Raw genomic sequence first — 26,988 nt, forward strand, 5'->3', positions numbered from 1 at the left:
GCGGCCTTCTTGGAACCGCCACGCTTCGAATCGGCAGGCTTCGAATCGATACGCTGCGAATCGGCCTGCGTGGCCGACCCCTCGTCGACAGCCACCGTGGCACTCGCGGACTTGCGCGAGCGCGGCTTGCGTTGCTTGCGCGGCGGCGACGTGGTTTCGCCGGCAGTGTTGTCCACGGCCGGCGTGTTCTTCTTGCTGCGATCGGTCATGCGGCGGATTTCTTCTTGGCGCGCGTTGCCGGCGCGGCGGTCTTGGCGGCGGGTTTCTTCTTCGCCGGCTCGGCGGGCGTCTTGACCTTCTTCGGCGTGCCGAGCAGCGGCGCGAGGAAGTGGCCGGTGTGCGAGTGCGGCAGCGCGGCGATCTCCTCCGGCGTGCCGGTGGCGAGGATGGTGCCGCCGCGATGGCCGCCCTCCGGACCCAGGTCGATGACCCAGTCGGCGGTCTTGATCACGTCGAGGTTGTGCTCGATCACCACCACGGTGTTGCCGTCGTCGCGCAGGCGATGCAGCACGGCGAGCAGGTGCTCGATGTCGTGGAAGTGCAGGCCGGTGGTCGGCTCGTCGAGGATGTACAAGGTGCGCCCGGTGTCGCGGCGCGAGAGTTCCTTCGACAGCTTCACGCGTTGCGCTTCGCCGCCCGACAAGGTGGTCGCGCTCTGGCCCAGCTTGATGTAGCTCAGGCCCACGTCCATCAGGGTTTCGAGCTTGCGCGCGATGGTCGGCACCACTTCGAACAGATTCAGCGCCGCCTCGACCGTCATTTCGAGCACGTCGTTGATGTTGTAGCCCTTGTACAACACCTCCAGCGTCTCGCGGTTGTAGCGCTTGCCATGGCAGACGTCGCAGGGCACGTACACGTCCGGCAGGAAGTGCATCTCGACCTTGATCAGGCCGTCGCCCTGGCAGGCTTCGCAGCGTCCGCCGCGCACGTTGAAGCTGAAGCGGCCCGGCGAGTAGCCGCGCGCGCGCGCTTCGGGCACCTGCGCGAACAACTCGCGCAGCGGCGTGAACAGGCCGGTGTAGGTGGCCGGGTTCGAACGCGGGGTGCGGCCGATCGGCGACTGGTCGATATCGACGACCTTGTCGAACAGTTCGATGTTCTCCACCGACTTGTACGGCGCCGGCGTCTGCGAGGCGCCGTTCAATTCGTTGGCGGCGATCACATACAAGGTGTCGTTGATCAGGGTCGACTTGCCCGAACCCGACACTCCGGTGACGCAGGTCAACAGCCCGGCGGGAATGGCGAGATCGACATTCTTGAGGTTGTTGCCGGTGGCGCCGCGCAGGTGCAGGGTGCTCTTGGGATTCGGCTTGTGCCGGGTCTTCGGAATCTCGATCTTGCGCTTGCCGCTGAGGTATTGACCGGTCAGCGAACGCGGCGCCTTGAGGATGTCGGCGAACTGGCCCTGAGCGACGATTTCGCCGCCGTGCACGCCGGCGCCGGGGCCGATGTCGACGATGTAATCGGCCAGGCGCATCGCGTCTTCGTCGTGTTCGACCACGATCACCGTATTGCCCAGGTCGCGCAGACGCGTGAGCGTGCCGAGCAGGCGTTCGTTGTCGCGCTGGTGCAGGCCGATCGACGGCTCATCGAGCACGTACATCACGCCGACGAGGCCCGCGCCGATCTGGCTGGCCAGCCGAATGCGCTGCGCTTCGCCGCCCGACAGCGAGTCGGCCTTGCGTTCCAGGGTGAGGTAATCCAGGCCGACGTCGACCAGGAAGCGCAGGCGATCGACGATTTCCTTGACGATCTTGACCGCGATTTCGCCGCGCCAACCCGGCATTTCCAGGGTCTTGAAGAAGTTCAGCGCTTCGTCGACCGGCAGCACCACCAGGTCCGGCAGCGGACGCTCAGCCACGAACACATTGCGCGCGGCGCGATTCAAGCGCGCGCCGCCGCAATCGGGGCAGGGGCGCTGGCTGATGAACTTGGCCAGCTCCTCGCGCACGGCGGCCGATTCGGTCTCGCGGTAACGCCGCTCCAGGTTCGGCACGATGCCTTCGAAGCGATGCTTGCGCTGGCTGCGGCCGCCGCTTTCGGTGATGTAGTTGAAGCTGATCTGCTCGTCGCCGCTGCCGTACAGCACGGCCTTCTGCTGCGCCGCGGTCAACGCCTGCCACGGCGTGTCGACATTGAACTTGTAGTGCTTGGCCAGCGACTGGATTAGCTGGAAGTAGTACGCGTTGCGCCGATCCCAGCCGCGCACCGCGCCGGCCGAGAGCGACAGCTCCGGATGCACGACCACGCGCGCCGGATCGAAGAACTCGGCCACGCCGAGGCCGTCGCAGGTCGGGCAGGCGCCGACCGGCGAATTGAACGAGAACAGCCGCGGTTCCAGCTCGGGCAGCGAGTAATCGCAGACCGGGCAGCTGTACTTGGACGAGAACAGCAGCGGCGCGGTCTCGGCGTTGTCCAGCGACTGCACCTGGGCCATGCCGTCGCCGAGCTTGAGCGCGGTCTCGAACGATTCGGCCATGCGCTGCTTGATGTCTTCGCGCGGGCGGAAGCGGTCGACCACCGCTTCGATGGTGTGCTTGACCCGCAGCGCCAGTGGCGGCACCGCGTCGATCTCGTACAGCTCGCCGTCCACGCGCACGCGCACGAAGCCCTGCGCGCGCAGTTGTTCGAACACTTGCGCGTGCTCGCCCTTGCGTTCGCGGATCACCGGCGCGAGCAGCATGTAGCGCTGTTCGGGGTCGAGGGTCATCACTTGATCGACCATCTGGCTGACGGTCTGCGCTTCCAGCGGGTAGTGATGGTCCGGGCAGCGCGGCGAACCCACCCGCGCGTACAGCAGGCGCAGGTAATCGTAGACCTCGGTGATGGTGCCGACGGTCGAACGCGGGTTGTGCGAGGTGGATTTCTGCTCGATCGAAATCGCCGGCGACAGGCCTTCGATGTGATCGACCTCGGGCTTCTCCATCACCGACAGGAACTGGCGGGCGTAGGCCGAGAGCGATTCGACGTAGCGACGCTGGCCTTCGGCGTAGATGGTGTCGAAGGCGAGCGAGGATTTGCCCGACCCGGACAGGCCGGTGATCACGATCAGCTTGTCGCGCGGCAGATCGAGATCGATGTTCTTGAGGTTGTGCGTCCGCGCGCCGCGGATGCGGATGTAGTCCAGCGCCATCGGGTGCCTGCAAGGGGGGAGTAGAGCCGCCGGCGCGAAACGCGACGGCGAACAGGGGAGCGTATCGAGTGGGGAAGGTGGGGGCAAATCCCGGAAACGAAAGCGCCTGCCGCGGGCGTGAGGGATGTCATCCCGGGCCCGTGGCGCTTGGGGTTCAGGCGCTCGCGGCGATCGCGGCCGGACCTGGGTTCGAGGCGATCGCCGGGTTCGGCAAAGCCGAGTGCGCGAACTTGGAGTGGGTTGCGGCGGATCGAGCGCGGGTCGCTGCGCGACAGGCCTCGCCGCCGCGGCGAAAGGCGGCGGGGCGATGCAAGTGTGGCTGATGCTACTGAAGACGAGGGCTTCAGCCCCGGCGCTGTTTGTTCAGGTCGCGGTGTGCGACCGAACAACGTCTGGACTGAAGCCCGTCCACCTGAAAACGCATGACTTGTTCAGGTTAGGACGCGTTACCGCGCCCGAGCGTTTACTTGACCGCGTTGAACTGCAGCGGCGTGGTCGCCGCGCCGCTGGCGGCCTTGGTGTCGAGCGCGCCCGGATTGACCCCGGCGACGATCAGCTGGACCTTGACCGCGTCGGCGCGCTGACGCGACAGGGTTTCGTTGTCGCTGGCCTGGCCGGCGCTGCCGCCGGGACCGACGATCTCGTAGCGCGCGTCGGCCGGGCCGGCCTGGATCGCCTTGGCCGCGCGGCTGAGGATGTCCAGGCTGGCCGGGGCGATGCGGGCGCCGCCGTCGTCGAAGCGCAGATTGATCTGGTTGAGCGCCTTGACGATTTCGGCCGGGCCGGCCTTGCCCGGTTCCAGCGCCGCCAGCGCCTGCGCGGCCGCGTCGCTGGACGCCGCGGCGCCGCCGACGCCTTCGAACAGGCCGCCGTATTGGTAGCCCGGGAACAGGGTCTTGGCCTTTTCCAGCAGGATCGCGCGGTCGGCGTCGGAGGCCTGGCCGCTGAGTTCGATCTTCTCGCCCTCGAAGCTCACCGCCGCGCCGGACATGCTCAGCGCCGCGGCGAACTGCGGCAGCTTGTCCAGCCACGGCGCCGGCTTGGCGGCCTTGTCGACGTTGAGGTTGCCGCTGATCTGGCCGCTGTAGGCCTGGGCCAGGGCGATGCTCAGGGCCTTGCGGTTGGCCTCGCTGTCGAGGGTGCCGTCGTAGCGGATCGCGCCGTTGTTGTTGACCAGACTGAGCTTGGCGTCGAAGCGCACGACCGGCGCGGGCGCGGCGGTGGCGGCGGGGTTGGTGGTCGCGGCATCGGGGGACGCGGCGTCGCGGTTGCAGGCGCTCAGGCCGGCGCCGAGCGCCACGGCGAGGGCCAGCGACGGCAGGCCGAGACGGCGGCCGAAGGCGAGGGCGGGCGGGTTGGCGCGGGCGGCGGGCGGGATGGTGCGCATGGATTCTCCGCTGGGTGGAAACCGGGGTCGTGAGATTGCGGCGCGTGGCGATATCAGGCAAAGCATGTCGGAGCGGGGCGATGGATCGGGGCCGGGCGACGGATTGCGGGGCATCGCGGTGCGTCGGTGGCTGATGGAGCGGTGGCTAATGGAGTGCGGTTGTGCGGTGGAGTTCCCGGTTGCCGCGGCTGATGTGATTGCCGATTGATCGCTCATGCCTGGGGCATGCGTCGACTTGATGGCGATCCCACCAGAACGTCATTCCCGCGAAGGCGGGAATCCAGTGACTTTGAACGTGGCTGCGAGAAAGTGGACGTACTGAAATCGATCAGCATGACGACCTTCGTCGAGCTGAAGCCGCCAATCAACGTTGCGCAAAAGTCGCTGGATTCCCGCGTTCGCGGGAATGACGTTGTTGAAGACGCGTGGCGATTTGAAATCGTCCGCAGTCGGCAACGTCATCCCAAAAAACGAAGGGCCCGGCAACCGGGCCCCTCGTAATTACTCGAACGCTGCGATCAGCGGCTGGAGCTGTAGGTGATCGAAACCGGATCAGCACATTCCTGGGTGCCGTTGTTGCACAGCTTGTAGCTCATGGTGCCGCTGCCGATGACGCGGAACGTATCGGTGTTGGCGCCGGTGTTGCGCACGGTCTTGAGGATCGCGCCGTTGCGGTAGATGTCGATGTTCTTCTTGCCCTTCTCCCACGACAGGTTCACCGAGGTGCGGTGATTCGGCAGCGCGCTGGCCTTGGCTTCGACGCGACGCGGATAGTTGGCGTCGACGAAGCTCGGGTACAGCGACATGCCGGCGGAAGCGCGGTAGCCCTTGACCTGGACGTACCACACGCCGCCCTGCGGGGTCGGGAAGAAGCAGGTCTCGTTGTTGGACGAGGTGAACGGACGGCAGTCGTACGACGTGCTGGTCGGCTCGGCGCCGTACTTGACGTAGATGTCCGAATCGCCGGTGCCGCCGTACAGGGCGAACAGCAGGTTGGACGCGCCGTTCGGAACCAGCAGCTGGTACTTGATCACGCCGTTGGCGGCGACTTCGATGTTGGTGACGGTGACGCCGTTCTCCAGCTCGATCGCCGGCTCGGGTTCCGGCGCCTGCGGGTCCGGCGGCAGCGCTTCGGTGCCCTTGGCCACGGCGACGGCATAACGCGCGTCGACGATGCCCGAGCCGCACCAGTTGCTGAAGCTGCAACCGCCCGGCTGGCCGCCGACGTGCGCGGTGTTGACCAGGATCTTTTCGATCTGGGCCGGAGTCAGCGGGTTCGCCGCGGCGGACTGCATCAGCGCGGCGACCGCGGCCACGTGCGGCGCCGCCATCGAGGTGCCGGCCATCCACGCATAGCCTTCGCCTTCCTGGCCCTGCAGGCCCAGGTTGAGGGTCGACAGGATGTTGTCGGCCGCCGGCGTCACGCCCGAACCGCCGGGCGCGGCCACGTCGACCTTGTCGCCGAAGTTGGAGTAATCGGCCAGCGTGCCGGTCGGGCCCACCGCGGACACCGCGATCACGCCTTCGCAATTGGCCGGCGAGAAGCCGGACACGTCGGCGCTGGAGTTGCCGGCGGCGATGACCACGGTGGTGCCGCGGTTACGCGCTTCGGTGAAGGCGAGCTGTTCGGCCGCGCTGCACGCGCCGCTGCCGCCGAGGCTGAGGTTGATGACCTCGGCCGGGGTCGCGTTGGCCGGCACGCCGGTGACGGTGCCGCCCGACGCCCAGGTCACCGCGTCGATGATGTCGGACTCGTAACCGCCGCACTTGCCGAGCACGCGCACCGGCTGGACCTTGGCGCCGAACGCGACGCCGGCCACGCCCTTGCTGTTGTTGGCGACCGCGGCGATGGTGCCGGCCACATGAGTGCCGTGCCAGCTGCTGTCCTCGGGAATGCCGAAGATGTTGCACTCGCCGTCGTGCCAGTCGCCCGGATCGTTCGGATCCGCATCGCGGCCGTCGCCGTCGACGCTGACGTCGGTATCGACGATGAAGTCGTAGCCCGCGACGATGTTGGCGTCGAGGTCGCTGTGCGGGGTGATGCCGGTGTCGAGCACGGCGACCACGATGCCGTCGCCGTTGGCGATGTCCCAGGCCGGTTCGACGTTGAGGCCGCCCGGGCCGTTCTTGTAATGCCACTGCTGGGCGTAGCCGGGATCGTTGGGAACCAGCAGCGGCTTGTAGAAGCGGTCGGTGCTGACTTCGACGATGGTCGGGTCGAGCTTCATCAGCTCGATCGCCAGCTCTTTCTGGGCGGCCTTGTCGAGCGCGGTATCGGTCTTGATCAGGCTCGAGCCGGTGGCCAGCGTGCGCAGCGGCAGGATGCCGACGCCCAGCGTGGTCGCGGCCTTGGCGTACTGCTGGTTGAGCGCGGCCGGAGCCAGCTTGGTCGCGGCGCCGGGCGCGCGGGTGATGATGAAGCGGTTGCTCTTCTCGGCCGCGGCCGCCTTCACCGCCTTGGGCGAGGTCGTGGCGTTGGCGGTGTGCACCTTCGAGAACGTCTGCAATTTGCTGCCCGAATAGGCCACCGGCGCGACGACTACGGCCGTCGCGAGGGCCAGTGCGGTCCATTTCAATGAACGTGCTTTGCGAGTCATGACAAACATCCTTGATCCTTCGTTGCGCATGATCCCCTTCGCATCCCCTGTTTAGCGTCGGGCCTTAGGTCCGCGACGGCTGTGCCGTCGTGCCGTCGCGGTACTTTCTTGCGCAGTCCGCCGCGCGCATCGCGCCGCGCCGAACTGCAGGGTGCTGTGACAGACGCACGCCGCCGCTGCCGTGCGCGAAGCGCTGCACGGATGAGGAGAGGAATGCGGCTGATGCGCGAAGGCGAAGCCTCTGCGCGGAAAACCGGTCTGAACTGACGACTGCGAACCACATGCACGGAGCCCCCGGATACAACGCGACCGCTTCATCGTTGCGCGTGTGCGTCGCACGCGTTGCGCTTCGATGCCGCCGTTCCTTGTCGCGCGACCCCCTGCAAGTCGCTCACAACCGAAGCTAAATGAGCGCACCCATCGCATGCAAGTGTCATCAAAGCTGTGATATCGACATGAATGCGACTGAGCGCACAAACACGCGCGATGCGCCTGGATGGCAAGGGTGGGGGAGTGGGCGCCAGCGCCTGCGAATGCAGGGATTTTCAGGCGCGCGCGCGATCGCCGAGTGCGCCGCGATTATTTTCGCGTCGAATCGAGTTTCTTTCGGAACTGTGAACTGAGTCGATCTATATTTCGCCGCGTCACGCGCGATTTGTATGAACTGCCGCACGATTCTTCGCCGCGCATGCGACGCGATGCGACTTCGCGCCGATGGCGATCGATTGTTTTTGCGCGCTTTCGCTGTTGCAGCTTCGCAACATCGGCATCGAGCCACGCGTTCGCGATGAGGTTGCATGAATGCGCGCGAATGTTTCCGTTTACGCAAATCGTTTTGAGCCGCGGGGTATTGAGTCGCGTTGCGCCGCGGTTGCGCGCTGGATCTTTTTTCGCGTGGTTTTGCGAGTCGACGACTCGGGAGGCATGCGGCAAAGACGATCGGGAACTGCGGTGCAACGCGGTCCGGCGCGGGCCTCGGACTGGCCCCTGTAGGAGCGGCGTAAGCCGCGACCGCGACTTCAAAGGGCCGACGTTGGCGTGGGTGCGCGGTCGCGGCTCGCGCCGCTCCTACAGGGGGATACGGGACGGCCCGGCGGGGCGGGATTCGCCTAAACCATTAATTTTCATGGAAAAATGGCCAGGTGGCGCTGGATTCGGCCGGAACGCCCACCGCCCACGCGGCCCCCGAGCCGGTCCGGCCAGGGGCCATAGTTGCCGTAACCCGCTGAATCCCCTAAAATTCCGCTTCTGTCCGCCCGGTTCGGGTGCGGCAGGACCAAAAATAACTACAGAGGAATCTGGTCATGTACGCAGTACTGGTCACCGGCGGTAAGCAATACCGCGTGATGCAAGGCGAGACGCTCCGCGTCGAGCTGCTCGATGTCGAAGCCGGCAGCGAAATCAAGTTTGACACCGTCCTGATGCTCGGCGACGGCGAAGGTGTGAAGCTCGGCGACGCGCTCAAGGGCGCCAGCGTCACCGCCAAGGTCGTCGGCCACGGCCGCGCCGACAAGGTGCGCATCGTCAAGTTCCGTCGCCGTAAGCACCACCGCAAGCAGATGGGTCACCGTCAGCACTACACCGAAATCGAAATCACCGGCATCGCCGGTGGTGACAACAAGTAAGGAGCAGCAGCCATGGCACATAAAAAGGGCGTAGGTTCCACCCGCAACGGCCGCGACTCCAACCCGAAGTACCTGGGCGTGAAGATCTACGGCGGTCAGGCGATTGAAGCGGGCAACATCATCGTGCGTCAGCGCGGCACCCAGTTCCATCCGGGCGCCGGCGTCGGCCTCGGCCGCGACCACACCCTGTTCGCGCTGGTCGATGGCAAGGTCGAGTTCTCGACCAAGGGCCTGAAGAAGCGTCGCACCGTCAGCGTCGTCGCCGCCGAGTAATCGCGCCGCCACGCTGTACGAGGAGCCCCGCTTCGGCGGGGCTTTTCGTTTGAGGGCCGGGATTCGGGATTGGTGAGTCGGGATTCGCGAAAGCGAAAATCCGGTTCGCCGCTCCCGCTACAATTCTCGGTGGCCCTGTTTTTGCCAATCCCAAATCCCGAATCTCAAATCCCGGCTCTTATGAAACTCGTAGACGAAGCAGAAATCAAAGTGATCGCCGGCAATGGCGGCAACGGCTGCATCGGCTTCCGTCGCGAGAAGTTCATTCCGCTCGGCGGGCCGGACGGTGGCGATGGCGGCGCGGGCGGCAGCGTGTGGCTGGTCGCCGACGAAAACGTCAATACCCTGGTCGATTTCCGCCATCAGAAGCAGTTCCGCGCTCAGCGCGGCGAGAACGGAATGGGCCGGCAGGCTTATGGCAAGGGCGGCGAGGATCTGGTCATCGTGGTGCCGGTCGGGACCGTGGTGACCAATGTCGAGACCGATGAAGTCATCGGCGATCTGGTCGCGCACGGCGACCGCCTGCTGGTCGCGCACGGCGGCAAGGGCGGCCTGGGCAACATGCATTTCAAGAGCTCGGTCAACCGCACTCCGCGCAAGGCCCTGCCGGGTCTGCCGGGCGAGGAGCGCGAGCTCAAGCTGGAACTCAAGCTGCTGGCCGACGTGGGCCTGCTCGGGTTCCCGAACGCCGGCAAGAGCACCCTGATCCGCGCGGTCTCGGCGGCGACGCCGAAGGTCGCGGACTATCCGTTCACGACGCTGTATCCGAACCTCGGCGTGGTCAGCGTGGAAGCGCATCGCAGCTTCGTGATCGCCGACATCCCGGGCCTGATCGAGGGCGCCGCCGACGGCGCCGGCCTGGGCGCGCAGTTCCTGCGTCATCTGCAGCGCACGCGTCTGCTGCTGCACCTGGTCGATATCGCGCCGATGGAAGGCGGCGTCGACGGCGTGAGCCCGGCCGAGCAGGTGCGCGCGATCGAGCGCGAGCTGCACAAGCACGATCCCGAACTGCTGGCCAAGCCGCGCTGGCTGGTGCTCAACAAGGCCGACCTGCTGCTGGAAGAAGAGCAGCAGGCCGCGGCGCAGGCGATCGTCGATGAACTGGGCTGGAAGGATCGCTGGTATCTGGTGTCGGCGATCGGCCGCGACGGCACCTTCCCGATCATGCAGGACGTGATGGCCTTCTTCGATCGTCAGCGCGCCGAGGCGCTGGAAGCCGCGCATGCCGCCGGCGACCATGTGCCCTGAGCCGCGGGCTCACTGGTATTCGAATGCAAACCCCGGGCGCCGCGCGATGCGGCGTCGCTGGCGTTCGCGCGCCAACTCGCGCGCCGACTTCAAGCTGACTTCACCGCTCGCATCGATGATGCGCGGCATGCCCTGCGCGTGCGCCAGCGACCATGTGTCCGCCGATGTCCTTCGCGGCGAAGCCTTTGGCGAAACTTCCCTTCGCCCAAACAAAAGCCCGGCCGAAGCCGGGCTTTTGCATGCCGTCGCGAACGATCTTTCAATCGCGCGCGACGATATGTCGTCGCAAGACTCAGGCCGCGGCCAGCGCCTTGATGCGGGCCGACAGGCGGCTCTTGTGACGGGCGGCCTTGTTCTTGTGGATCAGGCCACGGGAGCTGAAACGGTCGAGGATCGGCTGAGCGACGTCGAACGCGGACTTGGCACTCGCGGCGTCGTTCTCGCCGAGGGCCTTCAGCACCTTCTTGACGGCGGTACGCAGCATCGAACGCTGGCTGGCGTTGCGGGCGTTACGCACGACAGTCTGCTTGGCGCGCTTCTTGGCGGACTTGATGTTTGCCACGGTGGATTCCTGGAATTTTGGTTGAAAGCGTTAATGGAACTGGACGAAGAGATGCTGCTAGAAACGAAATTACGGAAAATCAGACCGAAAAGTATGGCCGATTCAGTGGGTTGCGTCAACTGGCTGGGGGCGCGCCGATGAGCAAGGGCGGTTTGCTGCGTTCATCGGTGATTTTCAGCTCCATGACCTTCATCTCGCGGGTCACCGGCCTGGTCCGCGACCAAGTCTACGCCTGGCAGTTCGGCGCCAGTCCGGCCATGGACGCGTTCTTCATCGCGTTCAGGATTCCGAACTTCATGCGCCGGATCTCGGCCGAGGGTTCGTTCTCGATGGCGTTCGTGCCGGTGCTGGCCGAATACAAGGAAAAACAGGACCACGCCGCGGTCAAGGCGCTGGTCGACCGGGTCACCGGCACTCTGATGGCCGCGTTGCTGGCGATGACCGCGGTGGTGGTGATCGCAGCGCCGTGGATCATGCAGTTGTTCGCGCCGGGCTGGGACCCGTTGAGCGAGCAATACGCGCTGGCGACGGAAATGCTGCGGATCACCTTTCCGTATGCCTTGTTCATTTCGCTGGCCTCGCTGGCCGGCGGCATTCTCAACAGTTACGAGAAATTCGCGATTCCGGCCTTGTCGCCGGTGCTGCTGAACGTGTCGATGATCGCCGCGGCGGCGTGTTCGACTCCGCTGATGGCGCGGCTGGGCCTCAATCCGGTGCTGGCCCTGGCCTGGGGCGTGTTCTTCGCCGGCATCCTGCAGCTGGCGTTCCAGTTGCCGGCGCTGAAAAAGCTCGGCCTGCTGCCGCGGCCGCGCTGGGGCGGGGCGCATCCGGGCGTGCGCAAGATCATGCGGCTGATGGTGCCGACCCTGTTCGGCTCCTCGGTGGCGCAGGTCAATCTGCTGCTCAACACCGCGCTGGCCTCGTTCCTGATCGTCGGCAGCGTGAGCTGGCTGTACCTGACCGATCGGCTGCTCGAATTCCCGCTGGGCATGTTCGGGGTGGCGATCGGCACGGTGATCCTGCCGCATCTGTCCAAGCGCCATGCAGCGACCGATGTCGACGGCTATTCCAAGGGCCTGGATTGGGGCTTTCGCCTGTGCCTGCTGATCGGCATTCCGGCCTGCCTGGGCCTGGTGCTGTGCGCCGAGGCGCTGATCGCGGCCTTGTTCCAGTACGGCAAGCTGACCCCCAACGACACCGCGATGATCCGCCTGAGCCTGATGGCGCAATCGACCGCGGTGCCGGCGTTCCTGCTGGTGAAAGTGCTGGCGCCGGCGTTCTATTCGCGCCAGGACACCAAGACCCCGGTCAAATCGGCGGTGGTGTCGGTGGTGGTCAATCTGATCGCAACGGTGGCGCTGCTGCTGGCGGCGTTGTACCTGACCGATGTCGGTCAGGCCGCGTTGGCCCGCACCGGCGACCTGCGCGAAGCGCTCGGCGAAATACCCGGCGCGCATGCCTGCCTGGCGCTGGCGATCGCGATCGCCGGCTGGACCAATGCCCTGCAATTGGCCTGGTATCTGCGCCGCGCGAAGGTCTATCGGCGTCAGCCGGGCTGGGGCCGGTTCCTGCGCCAGATCGCGGTCGCCAGCGTGGCGATGGCGGCGGTGGTGCTGAGCCTGTTGTGGCTGTGGCAGGGCTGGACCGGCTGGCCGTGGTGGGAGCGCCTGCTCAAGCTGGCGGTGGTGGTCGGCGCCGGCGGCGCGGTCTATGGCGCGGCGCTGTGGCTGCAGGGCATCCGTGCGCGCGATCTGCGCGGGCATTGACGGGCGAGGGCGGCCGTCGACGCGAGGCCCAGCGCTCGCCATCGCCACGGCAACGGCATTCAACCGGCGGGTTCGGATGCCGTTGAGACTTGCGTGCGGCGGCTATACTTCCTTATTCATCCTTTCAGCAGGCCCGGCCCGTCCGGGTTTCCATTACCGACCCAATGAGCAGGCTGTTTCGTGACGTCGAGGGCGGGCCGCGGTGCCCGCACGGCAGTGTGGTCTGCATCGGCGCCTTCGATGGCCTGCATCTCGGGCATCGCGCGCTGGTGCGCCATACGGTGGCGCGCGCGCGCGCGCTGGATCTGCCCGCGGTGGCGCTGAGTTTCGAGCCCTTGCCGCGCGAATTCTTCGCCCCGCAGGCGCCGCCGCCGCGGCTGCTGTTGCCGCGGGCCAAGGCCGAAGGGCTGCTGGCGCTGGACGCCGATCAGGTCGGCCTGCTGCGCTTCAACGGCCGGCTCAGCGGACTGAGCGCGGAAGCGTTCGTGCAGCGCGTGCTGGTCGAGCGGCTGGCCGCGCGCGAAGTCTGGGTCGGCCCGGAGTTCCGCTTCGGCAAGGCGCGCGGCGGCGACATCGCGCTGCTGCGCCGGCTCGGCGAACAAGCCGGTTTCACTGCGCACGAAATCGAGCCGGTGCATCTGGACGGCCAGCGCGTATCCAGCACGCGCATTCGCGAGGCGCTGCTGGCCGGCGACTTCGCAACCGCCGGGCGCTTGCTCGGGCGGCGCTACGCGATCGGCGGCCACGTCGTGCATGGCAAGCAACTCGGCCGCACCCTGGGCTTTCCGACCGCCAACCTGCGCTTCGGCGGCAAGACGCCGGCCTTGTCCGGCATCTACGCCACCTGGGTCCACGGCATCGGCGATCAGCCGCGCGCGTCGGTGTCGAGCCTGGGTACGCGCCCGACCGTCGCCGGCGTCGAACCGCTGCTCGAAGCGCATCTGTTCGATTTCGACGGCGACCTGTACGGTCGTCGCATCGAGGTCGAATTCGTCGCCCACCTGCGCGCCGAGCTCAAGTTCCCCGATCTGGATTCACTGACCGTGCAAATGCATCGCGACGCCGAACAGGCGCGCGAACTCCTGCAACTCGATCCGCGACGCCCGACCGCGTCGCCAGCCCTGGGCGCCGACGCGACCCAAACTGCCTGAGACCCGCTGTGACCAACGATTCGAGCCAATCCGCACCCGCCAATCCGTACAAGGCCACCCTGCTGCTGCCGGCCACCGATTTTCCGATGCGCGGCGATCTGCCCAAGCGCGAGCCGGAAACCCTGGCGCGCTGGGAGAGCGAGGGCCTGTATCAGCGAATTCGCGAGAAGGTCGGCCAGCGCGAGCGCAGCTTCATCCTGCACGACGGCCCGCCGTACGCGAACGGCGAGATCCACATCGGCCACGCGCTCAACAAAGTGCTCAAGGACATCGTGGTCAAGTCCAAGCTGCTGGCCGGCTTCGACGCGCCCTACGTGCCGGGCTGGGATTGCCACGGCCTGCCGATCGAGACCAAGGTCGAGAAGGCCTACGGCAAGGTCGGCGACAAGCTCGACGCGGCCCAGTTCCGCGCCAAGTGCCGCGAGTACGCGGCCAGCCAGGTCGACCTGCAACGCCGCGATTTCAAGCGCCTGGGCGTGATCGGCGATTGGGAAAATCCCTACCTGACCATGGATTTCCGCTACGAGGCGGACATCATCCGTTCGCTGGCGAAAATCGTCGAGCGCGGCCATCTGGTGCGTGGCTCCAAGCCGGTGCATTGGTGCTTCGACTGCGGCTCGGCGCTGGCCGAGGCGGAGATCGAATATCAGGACAAGGAATCGACCCAGATCGACGTGGGCTACGTCGCCAAGCACGCGCGCGGGCTCGCGGCGCTGCTCGGCGCGGCGATCGACGACGACACCCTGATCGCGATGCCGATCTGGACCACCACGCCGTGGACGCTGCCGGCCAGCCTGTCGGTGACGGTCGGTCCGGAACTCGATTACGTGCTGGTCGAAGGCCCGAAGCGCGCCGACGGCGGCCGTCGCCTGCTGGTGATCGCCGAATCGCTGGCCGAGAAGGCGCTCAAGCGCTACGGCGTCGACGAGGTGGTGGTGCATGGCCGCGCGCGCGGCGTCGAACTCGAAGGTCAGCGCCTGCAGCATCCGTTCTACGCCGAACGCGAATTGCCGGTGCTGGTCGACAGCTACGTGTCGGCCGAAGACGGTACCGGCATCGTGCATAACGCGCCGGGTCACGGCCAGGAAGACTATGCGGTGGGCCTGAAATACGGCCTGCTCGATCAATACACCGCGGCGCAGATCAACCCGGTCGACGGCCGCGGTCTGTATCTGCCGTCGACGCCGCCGGCCGATCAGCACACGCTGGCCGGCGTGCATATCTTCAAGGTCGATCCGATCATCCTTGAAGTATTGAAAGCGCACGACGTGCTGCTGGCCTCCGGCCGGCTCAAGCACAGCTACCCGCATTGCTGGCGGCACAAGTCGCCGGTGGTGTTCCGCGCCACGCCGCAGTGGTTCATCTCGATGGAGAAGGCCGGCCTGCGTCGCGACGCGCTGGCCGCGATCGGCGGCGTCACCTGGATCCCGGGCTGGGGCGAGGCGCGCATCTACAACATGATCGAGAGCCGCCCGGACTGGACGATCTCGCGTCAGCGCTACTGGGGTGTGCCGATCGCGCTGTTCTTCAGCCGCGAAACCGGCGAGCCGCATCCGCGCTCGGTCGAGATCATGCGTCAGGTCGCCGACGTGGTCGAACGCGAAGGCGTCGATGCCTGGTACGCGATGACCGCCGAACAACTGCTCGGCGACGAGGCCGCGCAGTACGAGAAGGCCACCGACATTCTCGATGTCTGGTTCGACTCGGGCGTCAGTCACGAATGCGTGCTCGCGCAGCGTCCGCAGGACGGCCTGCGCAAGCCCGCCGACCTGTACCTGGAAGGCTCCGACCAGCATCGCGGCTGGTTCCACAGCGCGCTGCTCAGCGGCGTGGCGATGGACGGCGCGGCGCCGTACCGGCAGGTGCTGACCCACGGCTTCACCGTCGACGAAAACGGCAAGAAGCAGTCGAAGTCGCTCGGCAACGTGGTCGTGCCGCAGACCGTGATCGACGCGATGGGCGCCGACGTACTGCGCCTGTGGGTCGCATCGACCGACTTCAGCGCCGAAATGTCGGTGTCGGACAAGATCCTCAAGCAGAACGGCGAGGGCTATCGCCGCATTCGCAACACCGCGCGTTTCCTGCTCGGCAACCTGAGCGGGTTCGACCCGGCGCGCGATCTGGTCGGATTGGACGACATGGTCGCGCTCGATCGCTGGATCGTGCATCGCGCCGCCGAATTGCAGGACCGCATCGCCTCGGCCTACGAGCGTTACGACTTCGCCGAAATCGTGCAGCTGCTGACGAACTTCTGCAGCGTCGACCTTGGTTCGCTGTACCTCGACGTGACCAAGGATCGCCTGTACACGATGCAGGAGAACTCGCGCGGCCGGCGTTCGGCGCAGAGCGCGATGTACCGCATCGCCGAAGCCTTCGTGCGCTGGATCGCGCCGATCCTGAGCTACACCGCCGACGAAATGTGGCGGCATCTGCCGGCCGGCACCGACAGCGGCGCGCGCGAGGACAATGTGCTGTTCGCGACCTGGTACGACGGCTTGGCGCTGTTGCCGCCCGACGCGGCCTTGTCGTCGGAAGACTTCAAGCGCCTGCTGGTGCTGCGCGACGACGTGGCCAAGACCCTGGAGCCGATGCGCGCCGCCGGCCAGATCGGCGCCGCGCTCGAAGCCGAGATCTCGCTGCGTTGCGGCGTCGCCGATCAGAACTGGCTGGCGCCGCTGGCCGACGAACTGCGTTTCCTGTTCATCAGCGGCGATGTCGAAGTCGTCGCCGACGACGCGATCCAGGACATCGCCGTGCTCGCGGTCAAGACCGGCAAGCGCAAGTGCGTGCGCTGCTGGCACTACCGCGCCGACATCGGCGTCAGCGCCGAGCATCCGGACCTGTGCGGCCGCTGCGTCGACAACATCGCCGGCGAGGGCGAGGACCGTCGCTGGTTCTGATGCCCCGATCGATGCGCGCGGCATCGCGCCGCGCGCATCGAACTTGTTCCTCGCGCCATCCCTTTCGCAAGCACAGATCCGAGCCACGATGACCGATATCGCAAGCAAACCCGGCCGCAACGCGCTGCCCTGGCTGATCGTCTCGATCGTGGTGATCGCGCTGGACCAGCTCAGCAAGGCCTGGGTGCTGGCCTCGCTGCCCGAGTACACCGCGGTGCCGGTCATCGACGGCGTGTGGAACTGGTACCGCAGCTATAACACCGGCGCGGCCTTCAGCTTCCTCAGCGACGCCGGCGGCTGGCAGAAGTATTTCTTCCTGGTGCTCGCGGTCGGGATCAGCGGCCTGCTCGCCACTTGGCTCGCGCGCACCGAGCGCAGCGACTGGAAGACCGCGCTGCCGTACGCGCTGGTGATCGGCGGGGCGATCGGCAACGTCATCGACCGCATGGTCCACGGCCACGTGGTCGACTTCATCCAGTGGTACTGGCGCGACTACCACTGGCCCTCGTTCAACATCGCCGACTCGGCGATCGTGGCCGGGGCGATCGGGATCGCGGTGTACGGGCTGTTCAGCGGCAAGCCGGCCGAACGGGCTTGAGGAGCAGGAACGAGTTCAGAGGAGTGAGGAGTGAGTAGAGGCGGCTTTTACTCACTCCTCACTCCTCTGAACTCGTTTCTCCCCCCCAACAGCCAGCCGTCCAGCACAAGAGTACAATCCCCCCATGGACGTCCTGCTCGCCAACCCCCGCGGCTTCTGCGCCGGCGTCGATCGCGCGATCGAAATCGTCAAGCGCGCCATCGAAACCCTCGGCGCGCCGATCTACGTGCGCCACGAAGTCGTGCACAACCGCTTCGTCGTCGACGACCTCAAGCGTCGCGGCGCGATCTTCGTCGAGGAACTCGACGAAGTCCCCGACGGCGCCACCGTGATCTTCAGTGCCCACGGCGTGTCCAAGGCGGTGCGCCAGGAGGCCGAACGGCGCGCGCTCAAGGTGTTCGACGCGACCTGTCCGCTGGTCACCAAGGTGCACCTGGAAGTCTCGCGTCACTGCCGCGCCGGTCGCGACGTGATCCTGATCGGTCACGAAGGCCACCCCGAAGTCGAAGGCACCATGGGCCAGTGGCGGCGCGAAGCCGGCACCGGGCGCATTTACCTGGTCGAGGACGCGGCCGACGTCGCCGCCCTGCAGGTCGATCAACCCGAAAACCTGGCCTACACCACCCAGACGACCCTGTCGGTCGACGACACCCGCAGCGTGATCGAGGCCATGCGCGCCAAGTTCCCGGCGATCCAGGGCCCGCGTCACGACGACATCTGCTACGCCACCCAGAACCGGCAGGACGCCGTACGCGAACTGGCTGCGCAGTGCGACCTGGTGCTGGTGGTGGGATCGATCAACAGCTCCAACTCCAACCGCCTGCGCGAGCTGTCCGAGCGCGAGGGCGTGGAAGCCCACCTGATCGACGGCGCGGTCGAAATCGACCCCGAATGGGTGCGCGGCCGCAAGCGCATCGGCGTCACCGCCGGCGCCTCCGCGCCCGAGGTGCTGGTGCGCGGGGTGATCGACCGCCTGCACGAACTGGGCGCCCAGGGCGTGCGCGAGCTCGAAGGCGAACGCGAGGACATGGTGTTCGCGCTGCCGAAGGAACTGCGCCTGCAGCTCGTCGGTTGAAAGCGGGTCGGTTAAGAGCAGGCGGCTGAGAACAGGTCGAATGAGAACAGGTCAGCTGCGAACCGGTCGCCCGGGCTGGCCGCGGACCGGATCGAATTGACCGCCCGGCCCCGTCCCGCCTAGAATTGCCGTCCTTGCCGGAATAGCTCAGTTGGTAGAGCGGCGCATTCGTAATGCGTAGGTCGTAGGTTCGATTCCTATTTCCGGCACCACGTAACTCCGAGAAGAAATAACCGCCCGGCCAACGATCCAACGGCCGGCAAGCTTCCCGGAAAACAAAGGCCTCGCATCCGCGAGGCCTTTTTGTTTGCCGACCGACCAACTCCACTCACCCCGCGGCGCCGGACTCGCACGGCAAGCAAGTCAACACCGCGCCCATCGACGTCAGCGATGCTCCATGACGCGCCGCGATGGCCGTGCAGCGATCATTCGCCGATCTCACCAGACTCAAGGCGACGTCTTGGTCTCGATCTTCTCGTACCCCGGCGAGTAATACCCACCGCCGCCATCCGTACCCGTCAGCGTCCGCCCTTTGCACGCGTACCGTTTCTCGTTGTACGAGTAATTGGTCTGGATGTAGCCGCGTTCTTCGTCGCGGCTGCGGATCTGCGCGCCGACGCGCGAGGAATAGGTCGCTTGCTTGGGGCTGGTTTCGACCACGCCGTCGGTCTCCACCAGCATCTGCCGGGTGACGCCCGGGCGGATTTCCTCGGGTTTGTCGGTCGCGGTGGCCAGATCGCCGCGATGCACTTCCTGCAGGTGCGCCTTGCAGGCGGCGTAGTCGGCGAAGTCGCGCGGCGGTACCGGCATGCCGGGCAGGTGGCCGCTGGCTTGCGCGGCGCTTGTCGCCAGGAACATCGCGATCAGCGTGACGCGCGCGCCGATGGCTCGCGTGTCGATGCGAGCGGCGCGATGCGCATGATCCGCGGTGGTGGCGTCCAAATAACGTTCTTCCATAAACATCGTTCCCGATTCGATAGGTGCATGCGCACCGCTTGGCCTGCAATGTAACTCCGGCGCCACGCCGATGCATGCCTGTGTCCGGATGCGGCGAAGGCGCCACGGTATTCGAGCCGCTGAAGCTCGGTCGTGGCCGCTGATCTGGACGCGGTCCGTCGAATGCGGCGATGAGGGACTTATGGCCGCGCGAATATCCCGCGCGGCCAGTTTGACGATGATTCGATGATCCGGCCGCGCACGAGTCATGTTGCGTCGCAGCGAAAGGTGCGGGCGCAATCCAGACTTCATGCGCTGATGCCGCGTGAAACCAGCCTCACGGTCGCAGGCCCTGCGACCGTCGCCATGCAGACTGTGCTTATCGCGGCGCTTGTCATCTGCGTGCATAGAAGGTGAACCCACACTGCGCGTCGGCGGCGTCTTCACCAATCCGCCATCCCTTTTTCACTATTTTTTATCGAGCCGGTCGCCACCATGCGCCGGCTTGCGGATCAACAGCGAAGGCACTGACGAAAATGCGCGTAGACGTATTCGTGGTAGGGAACGAGGAAGGGTATGTGGTGGCGCCTGCGGACAGCTGGCTGCCGCTGGACGAAATGAAGGCGCTCGGCGCGCTGCGCTTCGGCTGGACCATCGACACCGCGATGGCGATGCCGAAGCTGGATTGGCACGCGATCGCCAAGGACATCGACGCGCGCGGCTACAGCATCGTGGCCAGCGACGATGTCGGCGGGCTGTTGGCGCAGCCGCAGCAGACGCTGTATGCGATCTATCCCGAGCAGCATCGGCCGATTGCGGCCTGAGCGGTTGCGTTCAGGGACACTGACCTCGCCTGGGTAGCGGGTGTGGCCTTAGTCGGGAATCGTTTTTGGTCATAAGCCGCGATGGCGGACTCGGCCTGCACGGCAGGCGTGTTTCGCGATCGCGGCTTATCCGATTGTTTGAGCGAAAGCTGAGGCAGCGTGGGCTCGTGCTTGCCCAGAGCGGTTCACGATTTGATCGAAGCCCTTGTAGGAGCGGCGTGAGCCGCGACCGCGACCTTTTGCATGCGACGCAAGCCTGTTTCGCGGTCGCGGCTCGCGCCGCTCCTACAGGTAGCGCACGAGACGGCGACCGCGGCTGGTGGCGGGCCTTGCCGCGATCGCGTGCCGGCATTCGCACGATGCAGCGGTTGCCCGGTATGCCCCTGTAGGAGCGGCGCGAGCCGCGACCGCGACCTCACGCGCGCGACGCAAACCTGTTTCGCGTCCGCGGCTCACGACCACAGCAAACCCGTGGCGCCGCCCGAGCAGGGGCCGGAGAGGGATAACCGCGACTCGTGGTCGGACTTTGCCGCGATCGGCGCCGGCGTCTCGCACGATGCGACCGGCAGCCGCTACAGTGCGGTTCCGCTTCGTTCGCAGTGCCCGCATCCGTGTCCAATCTGTCCAAATCCTCCGGCAAGTCCGCCGCGTCCAAGGCCCGCACCGCGTACGTGTGCTCCGAATGCGGCGCCGATTACAACAAGTGGCAAGGGCAGTGCGGCGAGTGCGGGGCCTGGAACACGCTCAGCGAGTTCGTGGTCGAGCCGGCGGTCAAGGCCGGGGCCGGCGGGGTCGCGGCCAGCCGTCGCAGCAGTTGGGCCGGGCGCGCCGACGCGCCGGCGGTGACCGCGCTCAAGGACGTCAGCCACAGCGAGGAGTCGCGGGTCAGCACCGGCATCGGCGAGTTCGACCGGGTGCTCGGCGGCGGCCTCGTGCATGGCGCGGTGGTGCTGGTCGGCGGCGACCCGGGCATCGGCAAGTCCACCTTACTGTTGCAGGCGATCACCCGCATGGCCCAGACCTTGCCCGGCCTGTACGTGACCGGCGAGGAATCGCTGTCGCAGGTCGCCGGCCGCGCCTCGCGCCTGGGCCTGCCGTTGGACGGCGTGCATGCGCTGGCCGAGACCGGGGTCGAACGCATTCTCGAACACGCCTCGCGGATGAAGCCGGCGCTGATCGTCGCCGACTCGGTGCAGACCTTGTGGACCGAACAACTCGCCGCCGCGCCGGGCTCGGTCAGCCAGGTGCGCGAAAGCGCGGCGCGGCTGGTGCGCTACGCCAAGGAGACCGGCACCGCCGTGTTCCTGGTCGGCCACGTGACCAAGGAAGGCGGCATCGCCGGCCCGCGCGTGCTCGAGCACATGGTCGATGCGGTGCTGTATTTCGAAGGCGAGAGCGGCAGCCGCTTCCGCGTGCTGCGCGCGTTCAAGAACCGCTTCGGCGCGGTCAACGAGCTCGGCGTGTTCGCGATGAGCGACAAGGGCCTGCGCGAAGTGCCCAACCCGTCGGCGATCTTCCTGTCCGGCAGTCGCAGCCCGCAGCCGGGCAGTTGCGTGATGGTGACCCGCGAAGGCACCCGGCCGCTGTTGGTCGAAGTGCAGGCGCTGGTCGATTCCTCGCCGCTGTCGAACCCGCGCCGGGTCGCGGTCGGCATGGAACAGAACCGTCTGGCGATGCTGCTGGCGGTGCTGCATCGGCATGGCGGTATCTCGGTCGGCGACCAGGACGTGTTCGTCAACGTGGTCGGCGGCATCCGCGTGCAGGAAACCGCGGTCGACCTGCCGCTGCTGCTGGCGGTGCTGTCGTCGCTGCGCGATCAGCCGTTGGCCGAGCAGACCGTGGCGTTCGGCGAGGTCGGTTTGTCGGGCGAGATCCGCCCGGTGCCCAACGGCGAGGACCGCTTGAAGGAAGCGGCTACCCATGGGTTCAAGCGCGCCATCGTGCCCAAGGGCAACGCGCCGCGTGGCGGCAAGATCGGCGAGATGGAAGTGATCGCGGTCGAGCGTTTGTCGGAAGCGCTGGAAGCGGCGTGACGGGTCTGGGCGCGCGGCACGCAGGACGGCCGGATCGGCGCCACGCCGCGGCCGCTTGTGCGCGCGCAGGCGAAATGACGACGCTGCTGCAACGATCCTCGACCGGTACTAGGCGGTAAGCGCGAATGGCGCATCGTTCGTCGCGCGAAACGGACGCGGCACCGACGCCGGGCCGCGCGTTCGCGCGCTGGGTCTCGATCGCGCTGCATCCGTTCGCGGTCTTTATCGCGCTGACCCTGGTCAGCGTGCGGGTGCTCGCGCCGCAGGCGCTGGGGCATGCGCTGATCGGCGTGTCGGCGGCGGTGCTGGCGTGCTGGGCATTCGTGCTGCAACGGCGCCGGGCCGGGCATTGGTCGACGGTGGATGCGTCCAAGGCCAGCGAGCGGCCGCTGTTGTATGCGGTGCTGTTGGCGATTCTTGCGATCTGTTGGTGGTGGATGCGCGGGCAGGCGGCGCCGCTGGCGCAGGGCATCGTCGCGGTCGCGGCGATGCTGGTGGCGGCGGCGGTGTTCAATCGCTGGATCAAGCTGTCGCTGCACATGGCCAGTCTGGCGTTCGCGGCGGTGTCGTTGCTGGCGTTATGGCGGGTGGCCGGGGTCGCGGCCATCTGTGCCTTGCCGCTGCTGGCCTGGGCGCGCTTGCGCATGGCGCGGCATACGCCGGCCGAGGTGATCGGCGGCACGGTGCTGGGCGCGGTGTTCGCGCTGGCGCTGCGGGTGTGGGCGGGGTGAATCGGTGTCGTAGCCAGGTTCGCCGATCGCAAGTCGACACCGACTTGCGTGGCGACTTTGACTGCGCTGCAGGAAGTCTTTTGTTGGGCGGCTTCAGCCCCGAGGTTTTTCGCTCAGGCGCCGCCGAACGATCCATCTGGCTGATCGAAAAGCGTCGGGGCTGAAACCTCTGCCACAAAAGACTTCGTGGCGTTCGATCAGGTTGTATCCACAATCGCGATTCGACTCAGGTTCGCGAGCCTATTAGCGGTCGACATTCAACGAACGACCGGCGCCGCATTGGAACGCAGCGCCGGTCGTGGAGTTGGCTCGACCCAATCCGGTCTTGCTGGATGCAACAAGACCGGATCGTAAAAGCCGCTAGAAACGATGCAGATCCGATAAGACGGGAAAATCCGTTAGGCCCCGGAAAACCCGCGTTACGCCGCCGGCTTGCCCGCCTTGGCATGCGCATTGAGCAATTCGACCAGCTTGGCTTCATCAAAGCCCTGCATGCTCTTGTCGCCGATGTAGATCACCGGGACGCTGTTGATCTTCAAGCCGTCGGCTTCCTTGCGCGCGGCCTGGTCCTTGTCGATCACGCGTTCGACGAAGCGCACGTTCTGCTTTTCCAGCAGCGCCTTGGCCTTAACGCAGAACGGGCAGGTCGACAGGCTGTACATCACCACTTCGCCGCCGCTGGCCTTGGCATTGGCGTAGACCGCCGAATAGTCGCCTTGGGTCACTTGCGCGCCGCCACCGCCGCCACCGATCAGTCCGCTGTTGCGGACCAGATAGCCCGCGCCTACGCCCAGGCCCAGGGCCAGGGCCACGACCAGGATGGTGGTCAGGATCGACTTGAAATTCATTCCTTGTCCTCTTTGAGTGATGCGCTATGAATCGTCGGCGCCGGCTCGTGGCAAGCGCCCGCGACGATGGAATCGGGCTCAGCCCCGGCAGCCGCAGCGGTTGACGCAGGCCAGACGCTCGCGGAAGCACTCGGTTCCGCCGCCTTCGGCGCGGCATTGTTCGAAGATCGCGATGCAATCGTCCCAGCAGCGGGCGCATTCTTCGGGCGTGCCGCCGCTGGAGAAGGCGCTGAGCGACATCGCCAGGCCGAAGCAGAACGCGGCGCCGATCGACAGCCGGCGCGTGGTAAGTCTCAACATCACTGTTCCTCCTTGTGCCCGTCACTGGGCCGCTAGGGTTATATCACCGGCGCGGTGCCGGGCCACTGCTGTGAAGTCATGGCGGATGTGACCGGCGTTACGGAATCCGGTGCCGCGGGTCGATGCGACGGCGCTTGCGGATACGCCCGGGTGTCGTCGGCGGCGCGGCGATGCGCGCGCGGCGCCGGTTCGCTGCACTGCGGCACGAATCTGCGCGTGGTTGCGCGAGTCCGGAGGAGCCTGCGCTCCTCCGGATGTGATCGATCGGATCAGGGAATCGGACAGCCGCACACGTTGCCGCAGGCATTGAAGTTGGCCGAGCACACGCTCGCCGGTTGCCCGGAGGCACGGCAGGCGCGGCGTTCGGCGAAACAGCCGTCCCAGCAGTCCGCGCAGCTGGCGGCGAATGCGCTCATCGAGAAGGCCACGCCGAAGCAGAAGGCGACGACGGCGGAAATACGATTGCGTTTATGCAACATGGTGATGCTCTCCTTTGGTGGATCGGTGACGATCGGTGGTGGTGATGTAAGCGCGCTGTCAGGGAATCTGGCAGCCGCAGCGACGCCCGCAGGCGTTGTAGTTGGCCGTGCACACCGACGGCGGGTTTCCGGCCGCGCGGCAGATCTGGCGTTGGGCGAAGCAGCCTTGCCAGCACTCTTCGCAAGTGGCGGCGAACGCGCTCATCGAAAAGGCGAGGCCGAAACAGAACGCACAGGCGGCCATCACACGGTTGCTCTTGCTGATCGACATCAGACGTCTCCTTGGTCTGGCGAAACCCACGCTCGTCGTGAGCGCGTGGCGATGGACGCCGATGCGATGCGCGAGGCCTGCGTCCAGGGGCGTCGCGAGGGGCGGATGCATCGTGCCGCGAGCATGCCCGGCTTGGGCCGACGGCTCGATCCAACGCAGTAGAGCGCAGCCAGCGGCCACGGAAATTGCCCTCGACGCGGTCGCGTTGACGGAACGGCGATAGCCGTCGAAAAAACGCAATTCCGCTGCGGTGCAGCAGGAATTTGTGATCTCCGCTCAGGTTTATGAACACGCCTTGGCACACATTCGAGACCTTGGCCGTAACAACCCTCGTGACAAGGAGCGTGCGATGGCGCTGCGTATCCTGTTCCTGTGCACCGCCTACAACGGACTGGCGCAGCGCGCCTGGGCCGAGCTGAGCGAACTGGGCCACCAGATCGCGGTGCAGGTCGCTTCCGATGCGGACACCATGCGCGCCGCGGTCGCGCGCGAACGGCCGCAACTGATCGTCGCGCCGATGCTGAAGTCGGCGATCCCCGACGACATCTGGACCCGGCATACCTGCCTGATCGTGCATCCGGGCATCGTCGGCGATCGCGGCCCATCGTCATTGGACTGGGCGATCCTCGAAGGCGAACCCGATTGGGGCGTGACCGTGCTGCAGGCGGCGGCGGAAATGGACGCCGGCGACATCTGGGCCAGCGCCGGCTTCGCCATGCGCGGCGCGTCCAAGAGCCAGTTGTACCGGCATGAAGTCACCGACGCGGCGGTGCGCGCGTTGTTGCAGGCGGTGGAGCGTTTCGAATCCGGCGACTATCGACCGCAACCGTTGGACTACGCGCACGCCGACGTGCGCGGCCGACTGCGCGCGAGCATGCGCCCGGCCGATCGCAGCCTGGACTGGGCGATGGACGACGCGACCTTGCTTGCGCGTATCCGCAGCGGCGACAGTTCGCCCGGCGCGCGCGGCGAAATTGCCGGCCTGCGCTGCCATGTGTTCGGCGCGCACGTCGAACCCTCGCTGCGCGGCCGCCCCGGCGAATTGCTGGGACAACGCGACGGCGCGGTCTGCGTCGCGACCGGCGACGGCGCGCTATGGCTCAGCCATCTGCGCGAGAAAGACGGCATCAAGCTGCCGGCGACGCGGGTGCTGGGCGAAAAGCGCCTGCACGGCATCGTGGCGCGGGCGTCGAAACCGGCGACTTCGGTGGCGGGTCGGCGCGACCATGGCTATCGCCAGATCCGTTACCGCGAAATCGGCGCGGTGGGTTATCTGCATTTCGATTTCTACAACGGCGCGATGTCGACCGCGCAATGCGACCGCCTGCGCACCGCGTTTTTGCAGGCGCGTCGTCGGCCGACCCGGACCATCGTGTTGATGGGCGGCAGCGACATCTGGTCCAACGGCATCCACCTCAATACCATCCAGGCCGCGGCCGATCCGGCGCTGGAATCGTGGCGCAACATCCTGGCGATGAATGCCTTGGTGCGCGAGATCGTGCTGACCGATTCGCACCTGGTGATTTCGGCGATGCAGGGCAACTCGGGCGCGGGCGGGGTGATCCTCGCGTTGGCCGCCGACCAGGTGTGGGCGCGACGCGGCGCGGTCATGAACCCGCACTACAAGGGCATGGGCGGCTTGTACGGTTCCGAGTACTGGACCTATCTGTTGCCGCGCCGGGTCGGCGAGACATTGGCGCAGGAACTGACCGAAGGCCTGCGCCCGATCGGCACCGCCGGCGCCGAGCGCATCGGCCTGATCGACGCCGCGTTTGGCGCCAGCGGCGCGGATTTCGTCGCCCACGTCGAACAGCGCGCCGAGCGCGCGGCCGACCCGGCCAGCGTGCGCAAGGCGCTGGCGAGCAAGCGTCGGCGTCGCGCGATCGACGAGCGCCGCAAGCCGTTGGAAAGTTATGGCGCGGAAGAGTTGGCGCATATGTACCGCAACTTCTTCGGGACCGATCGCAGTTATCACGAGGCGCGGCATCGGTTCGTGCACAAGTGTTGCGTGGCGCCGAGTTGCGAGGCCGCGTCGGTCGAGGCGGTGGTCGATCGGGATCGGGCTACCGCATGAGGTGAATCGATCGATTCTGGAATCGATTTAGATCTCGATGCAGTCGATGCTTTGCTGTGGCTGTGGCTGTGGCTGTGGCTGTGGCTGTGGCTGTGGCTGTGGCTACGGCTCGGCTTTACACGCTTCTGCTCGCGCCCCAATTCGCGCAGTCCATCCAGCGCTGCGAAGCCTCTGACT

The 26,988-nt window shown here is 66.5% G+C and carries 22 protein-coding genes and 1 tRNA gene; 14 read left to right on the forward strand and 9 right to left on the reverse strand.

All coding sequences use genetic code 11. The annotated features are described in order from the left end of the window. Positions 1–205 precede the first annotated feature (205 nt). Entirely contained in the window at positions 206–3,133 is a 2,928-nt protein-coding gene (uvrA, locus tag AC3A4T_RS07345; protein WP_487674775.1) for an excinuclease ABC subunit UvrA, read from the reverse strand. A 463-nt stretch (positions 3,134–3,596) separates the two neighbouring features. Next, on the reverse strand, positions 3,597–4,520 hold the full coding sequence (locus AC3A4T_RS07350; RefSeq protein ID WP_487674776.1) for an OmpA family protein: 924 nt from the start codon (positions 4,518–4,520) through the stop codon (positions 3,597–3,599). Here AC3A4T_RS07350 and AC3A4T_RS07355 point away from each other — a divergent pair. Next, a complete protein-coding gene (locus tag AC3A4T_RS07355; RefSeq protein WP_487674777.1) occupies positions 4,519–4,728 on the forward strand; it encodes a hypothetical protein in 210 nt (69 codons plus the stop codon). The genes AC3A4T_RS07350 and AC3A4T_RS07355 overlap by 2 nt on opposite strands. A gap of 310 nt (positions 4,729–5,038) precedes the next feature. Here AC3A4T_RS07355 and AC3A4T_RS07360 read toward each other — a convergent pair whose 3' ends face one another. Beyond that, a complete protein-coding gene (locus AC3A4T_RS07360) occupies positions 5,039–7,117 on the reverse strand; it encodes a S8 family peptidase (RefSeq protein ID WP_487674778.1) in 2,079 nt (692 codons plus the stop codon). Between the two features lie 1,304 nt (positions 7,118–8,421). On the opposite strand from AC3A4T_RS07360, the gene rplU reads away from it, so the two are divergent. From rplU to cgtA, 3 genes are all read left to right on the forward strand, one after another. After that, positions 8,422–8,742, forward strand: a complete 321-nt coding sequence (gene rplU / locus AC3A4T_RS07365) for a 50S ribosomal protein L21 (protein ID WP_036113830.1) — start codon at positions 8,422–8,424, stop codon at positions 8,740–8,742. A gap of 12 nt (positions 8,743–8,754) precedes the next feature. Further along, positions 8,755–9,015, forward strand: coding sequence for a 50S ribosomal protein L27 (gene rpmA, locus AC3A4T_RS07370; protein WP_031371911.1), 261 nt, complete (start codon positions 8,755–8,757; stop codon positions 9,013–9,015). A 180-nt stretch (positions 9,016–9,195) separates the two neighbouring features. Further along, positions 9,196–10,263 (forward strand): Obg family GTPase CgtA, encoded by a 1,068-nt coding sequence (cgtA, locus tag AC3A4T_RS07375; RefSeq protein WP_487674779.1) that lies wholly within the window; start codon positions 9,196–9,198, stop codon positions 10,261–10,263. A gap of 292 nt (positions 10,264–10,555) precedes the next feature. Here cgtA and rpsT read toward each other — a convergent pair whose 3' ends face one another. Next, positions 10,556–10,825 (reverse strand): 30S ribosomal protein S20, encoded by a 270-nt coding sequence (rpsT, locus tag AC3A4T_RS07380; protein WP_036113822.1) that lies wholly within the window; start codon positions 10,823–10,825, stop codon positions 10,556–10,558. Between the two features lie 137 nt (positions 10,826–10,962). On the opposite strand from rpsT, the gene murJ reads away from it, so the two are divergent. From murJ to AC3A4T_RS07410, 6 genes are all read left to right on the forward strand, one after another. Then, positions 10,963–12,591 (forward strand): murein biosynthesis integral membrane protein MurJ, encoded by a 1,629-nt coding sequence (murJ, locus tag AC3A4T_RS07385; protein ID WP_487674780.1) that lies wholly within the window; start codon positions 10,963–10,965, stop codon positions 12,589–12,591. Positions 12,592–12,755: 164 nt separating this feature from the next. Further along, positions 12,756–13,742, forward strand: coding sequence for a bifunctional riboflavin kinase/FAD synthetase (locus AC3A4T_RS07390; protein ID WP_487674781.1), 987 nt, complete (start codon positions 12,756–12,758; stop codon positions 13,740–13,742). Between the two features lie 86 nt (positions 13,743–13,828). After that, the gene (ileS, locus tag AC3A4T_RS07395; protein ID WP_487674868.1) at positions 13,829–16,642 is read left to right on the forward strand and encodes an isoleucine--tRNA ligase; all 2,814 of its coding nucleotides are present in this window, start codon (positions 13,829–13,831) and stop codon (positions 16,640–16,642) included. Positions 16,643–16,730: 88 nt separating this feature from the next. Beyond that, positions 16,731–17,240, forward strand: coding sequence for a signal peptidase II (gene lspA, locus AC3A4T_RS07400; protein WP_487674782.1), 510 nt, complete (start codon positions 16,731–16,733; stop codon positions 17,238–17,240). 124 nt (positions 17,241–17,364) lie between these two features. Beyond that, positions 17,365–18,315 (forward strand): 4-hydroxy-3-methylbut-2-enyl diphosphate reductase, encoded by a 951-nt coding sequence (ispH, locus tag AC3A4T_RS07405; protein ID WP_036113812.1) that lies wholly within the window; start codon positions 17,365–17,367, stop codon positions 18,313–18,315. Between the two features lie 136 nt (positions 18,316–18,451). Beyond that, positions 18,452–18,527 (forward strand) — tRNA-Thr (locus tag AC3A4T_RS07410). A 235-nt stretch (positions 18,528–18,762) separates the two neighbouring features. On the opposite strand, the gene AC3A4T_RS07415 is transcribed toward AC3A4T_RS07410, so the two are convergent. Further along, positions 18,763–19,698: a hypothetical protein gene (locus AC3A4T_RS07415; protein WP_487674783.1), complete on the reverse strand. Its 936-nt coding sequence runs from the start codon at positions 19,696–19,698 to the stop codon at positions 18,763–18,765. 89 nt (positions 19,699–19,787) lie between these two features. Between AC3A4T_RS07415 and AC3A4T_RS07420 the strand changes: the two genes are divergently transcribed. The 3 genes from AC3A4T_RS07420 (at position 19,788) to AC3A4T_RS07430 (ending at position 22,839) form a co-directional block, all read left to right on the forward strand. Further along, positions 19,788–20,075 carry a hypothetical protein gene (locus AC3A4T_RS07420; RefSeq protein ID WP_148650303.1) on the forward strand — a complete coding sequence of 96 codons (288 nt, stop codon included), beginning with the start codon at positions 19,788–19,790 and terminating at the stop codon, positions 20,073–20,075. Between the two features lie 620 nt (positions 20,076–20,695). After that, positions 20,696–22,108, forward strand: a complete 1,413-nt coding sequence (gene radA, locus AC3A4T_RS07425; protein WP_487674869.1) for a DNA repair protein RadA — start codon at positions 20,696–20,698, stop codon at positions 22,106–22,108. 125 nt (positions 22,109–22,233) lie between these two features. Beyond that, a complete protein-coding gene (locus tag AC3A4T_RS07430) occupies positions 22,234–22,839 on the forward strand; it encodes a hypothetical protein (protein WP_487674784.1) in 606 nt (201 codons plus the stop codon). Positions 22,840–23,258: 419 nt separating this feature from the next. Here AC3A4T_RS07430 and AC3A4T_RS07435 read toward each other — a convergent pair whose 3' ends face one another. The 4 genes from AC3A4T_RS07435 to AC3A4T_RS07450 form a co-directional block, all read right to left on the reverse strand. Then, positions 23,259–23,687, reverse strand: a complete 429-nt coding sequence (locus AC3A4T_RS07435) for a glutaredoxin family protein (protein ID WP_051547825.1) — start codon at positions 23,685–23,687, stop codon at positions 23,259–23,261. A gap of 78 nt (positions 23,688–23,765) precedes the next feature. Beyond that, a complete protein-coding gene (locus AC3A4T_RS07440; RefSeq protein WP_057921274.1) occupies positions 23,766–23,987 on the reverse strand; it encodes a hypothetical protein in 222 nt (73 codons plus the stop codon). Positions 23,988–24,256: 269 nt separating this feature from the next. Then, positions 24,257–24,466: a hypothetical protein gene (locus AC3A4T_RS07445; RefSeq protein ID WP_487626414.1), complete on the reverse strand. Its 210-nt coding sequence runs from the start codon at positions 24,464–24,466 to the stop codon at positions 24,257–24,259. Positions 24,467–24,524: 58 nt separating this feature from the next. Then, a complete protein-coding gene (locus tag AC3A4T_RS07450; protein WP_487674785.1) occupies positions 24,525–24,977 on the reverse strand; it encodes a hypothetical protein in 453 nt (150 codons plus the stop codon). 109 nt (positions 24,978–25,086) lie between these two features. On the opposite strand from AC3A4T_RS07450, the gene AC3A4T_RS07455 reads away from it, so the two are divergent. Beyond that, positions 25,087–26,811, forward strand: a complete 1,725-nt coding sequence (locus AC3A4T_RS07455) for a hydrogenase maturation protein (protein WP_487674786.1) — start codon at positions 25,087–25,089, stop codon at positions 26,809–26,811. The last annotated feature ends 177 nt before the right edge of the window (positions 26,812–26,988 follow it).

It is taken from the genome of Lysobacter sp. Soil_N_51, assembly GCF_057655755.1.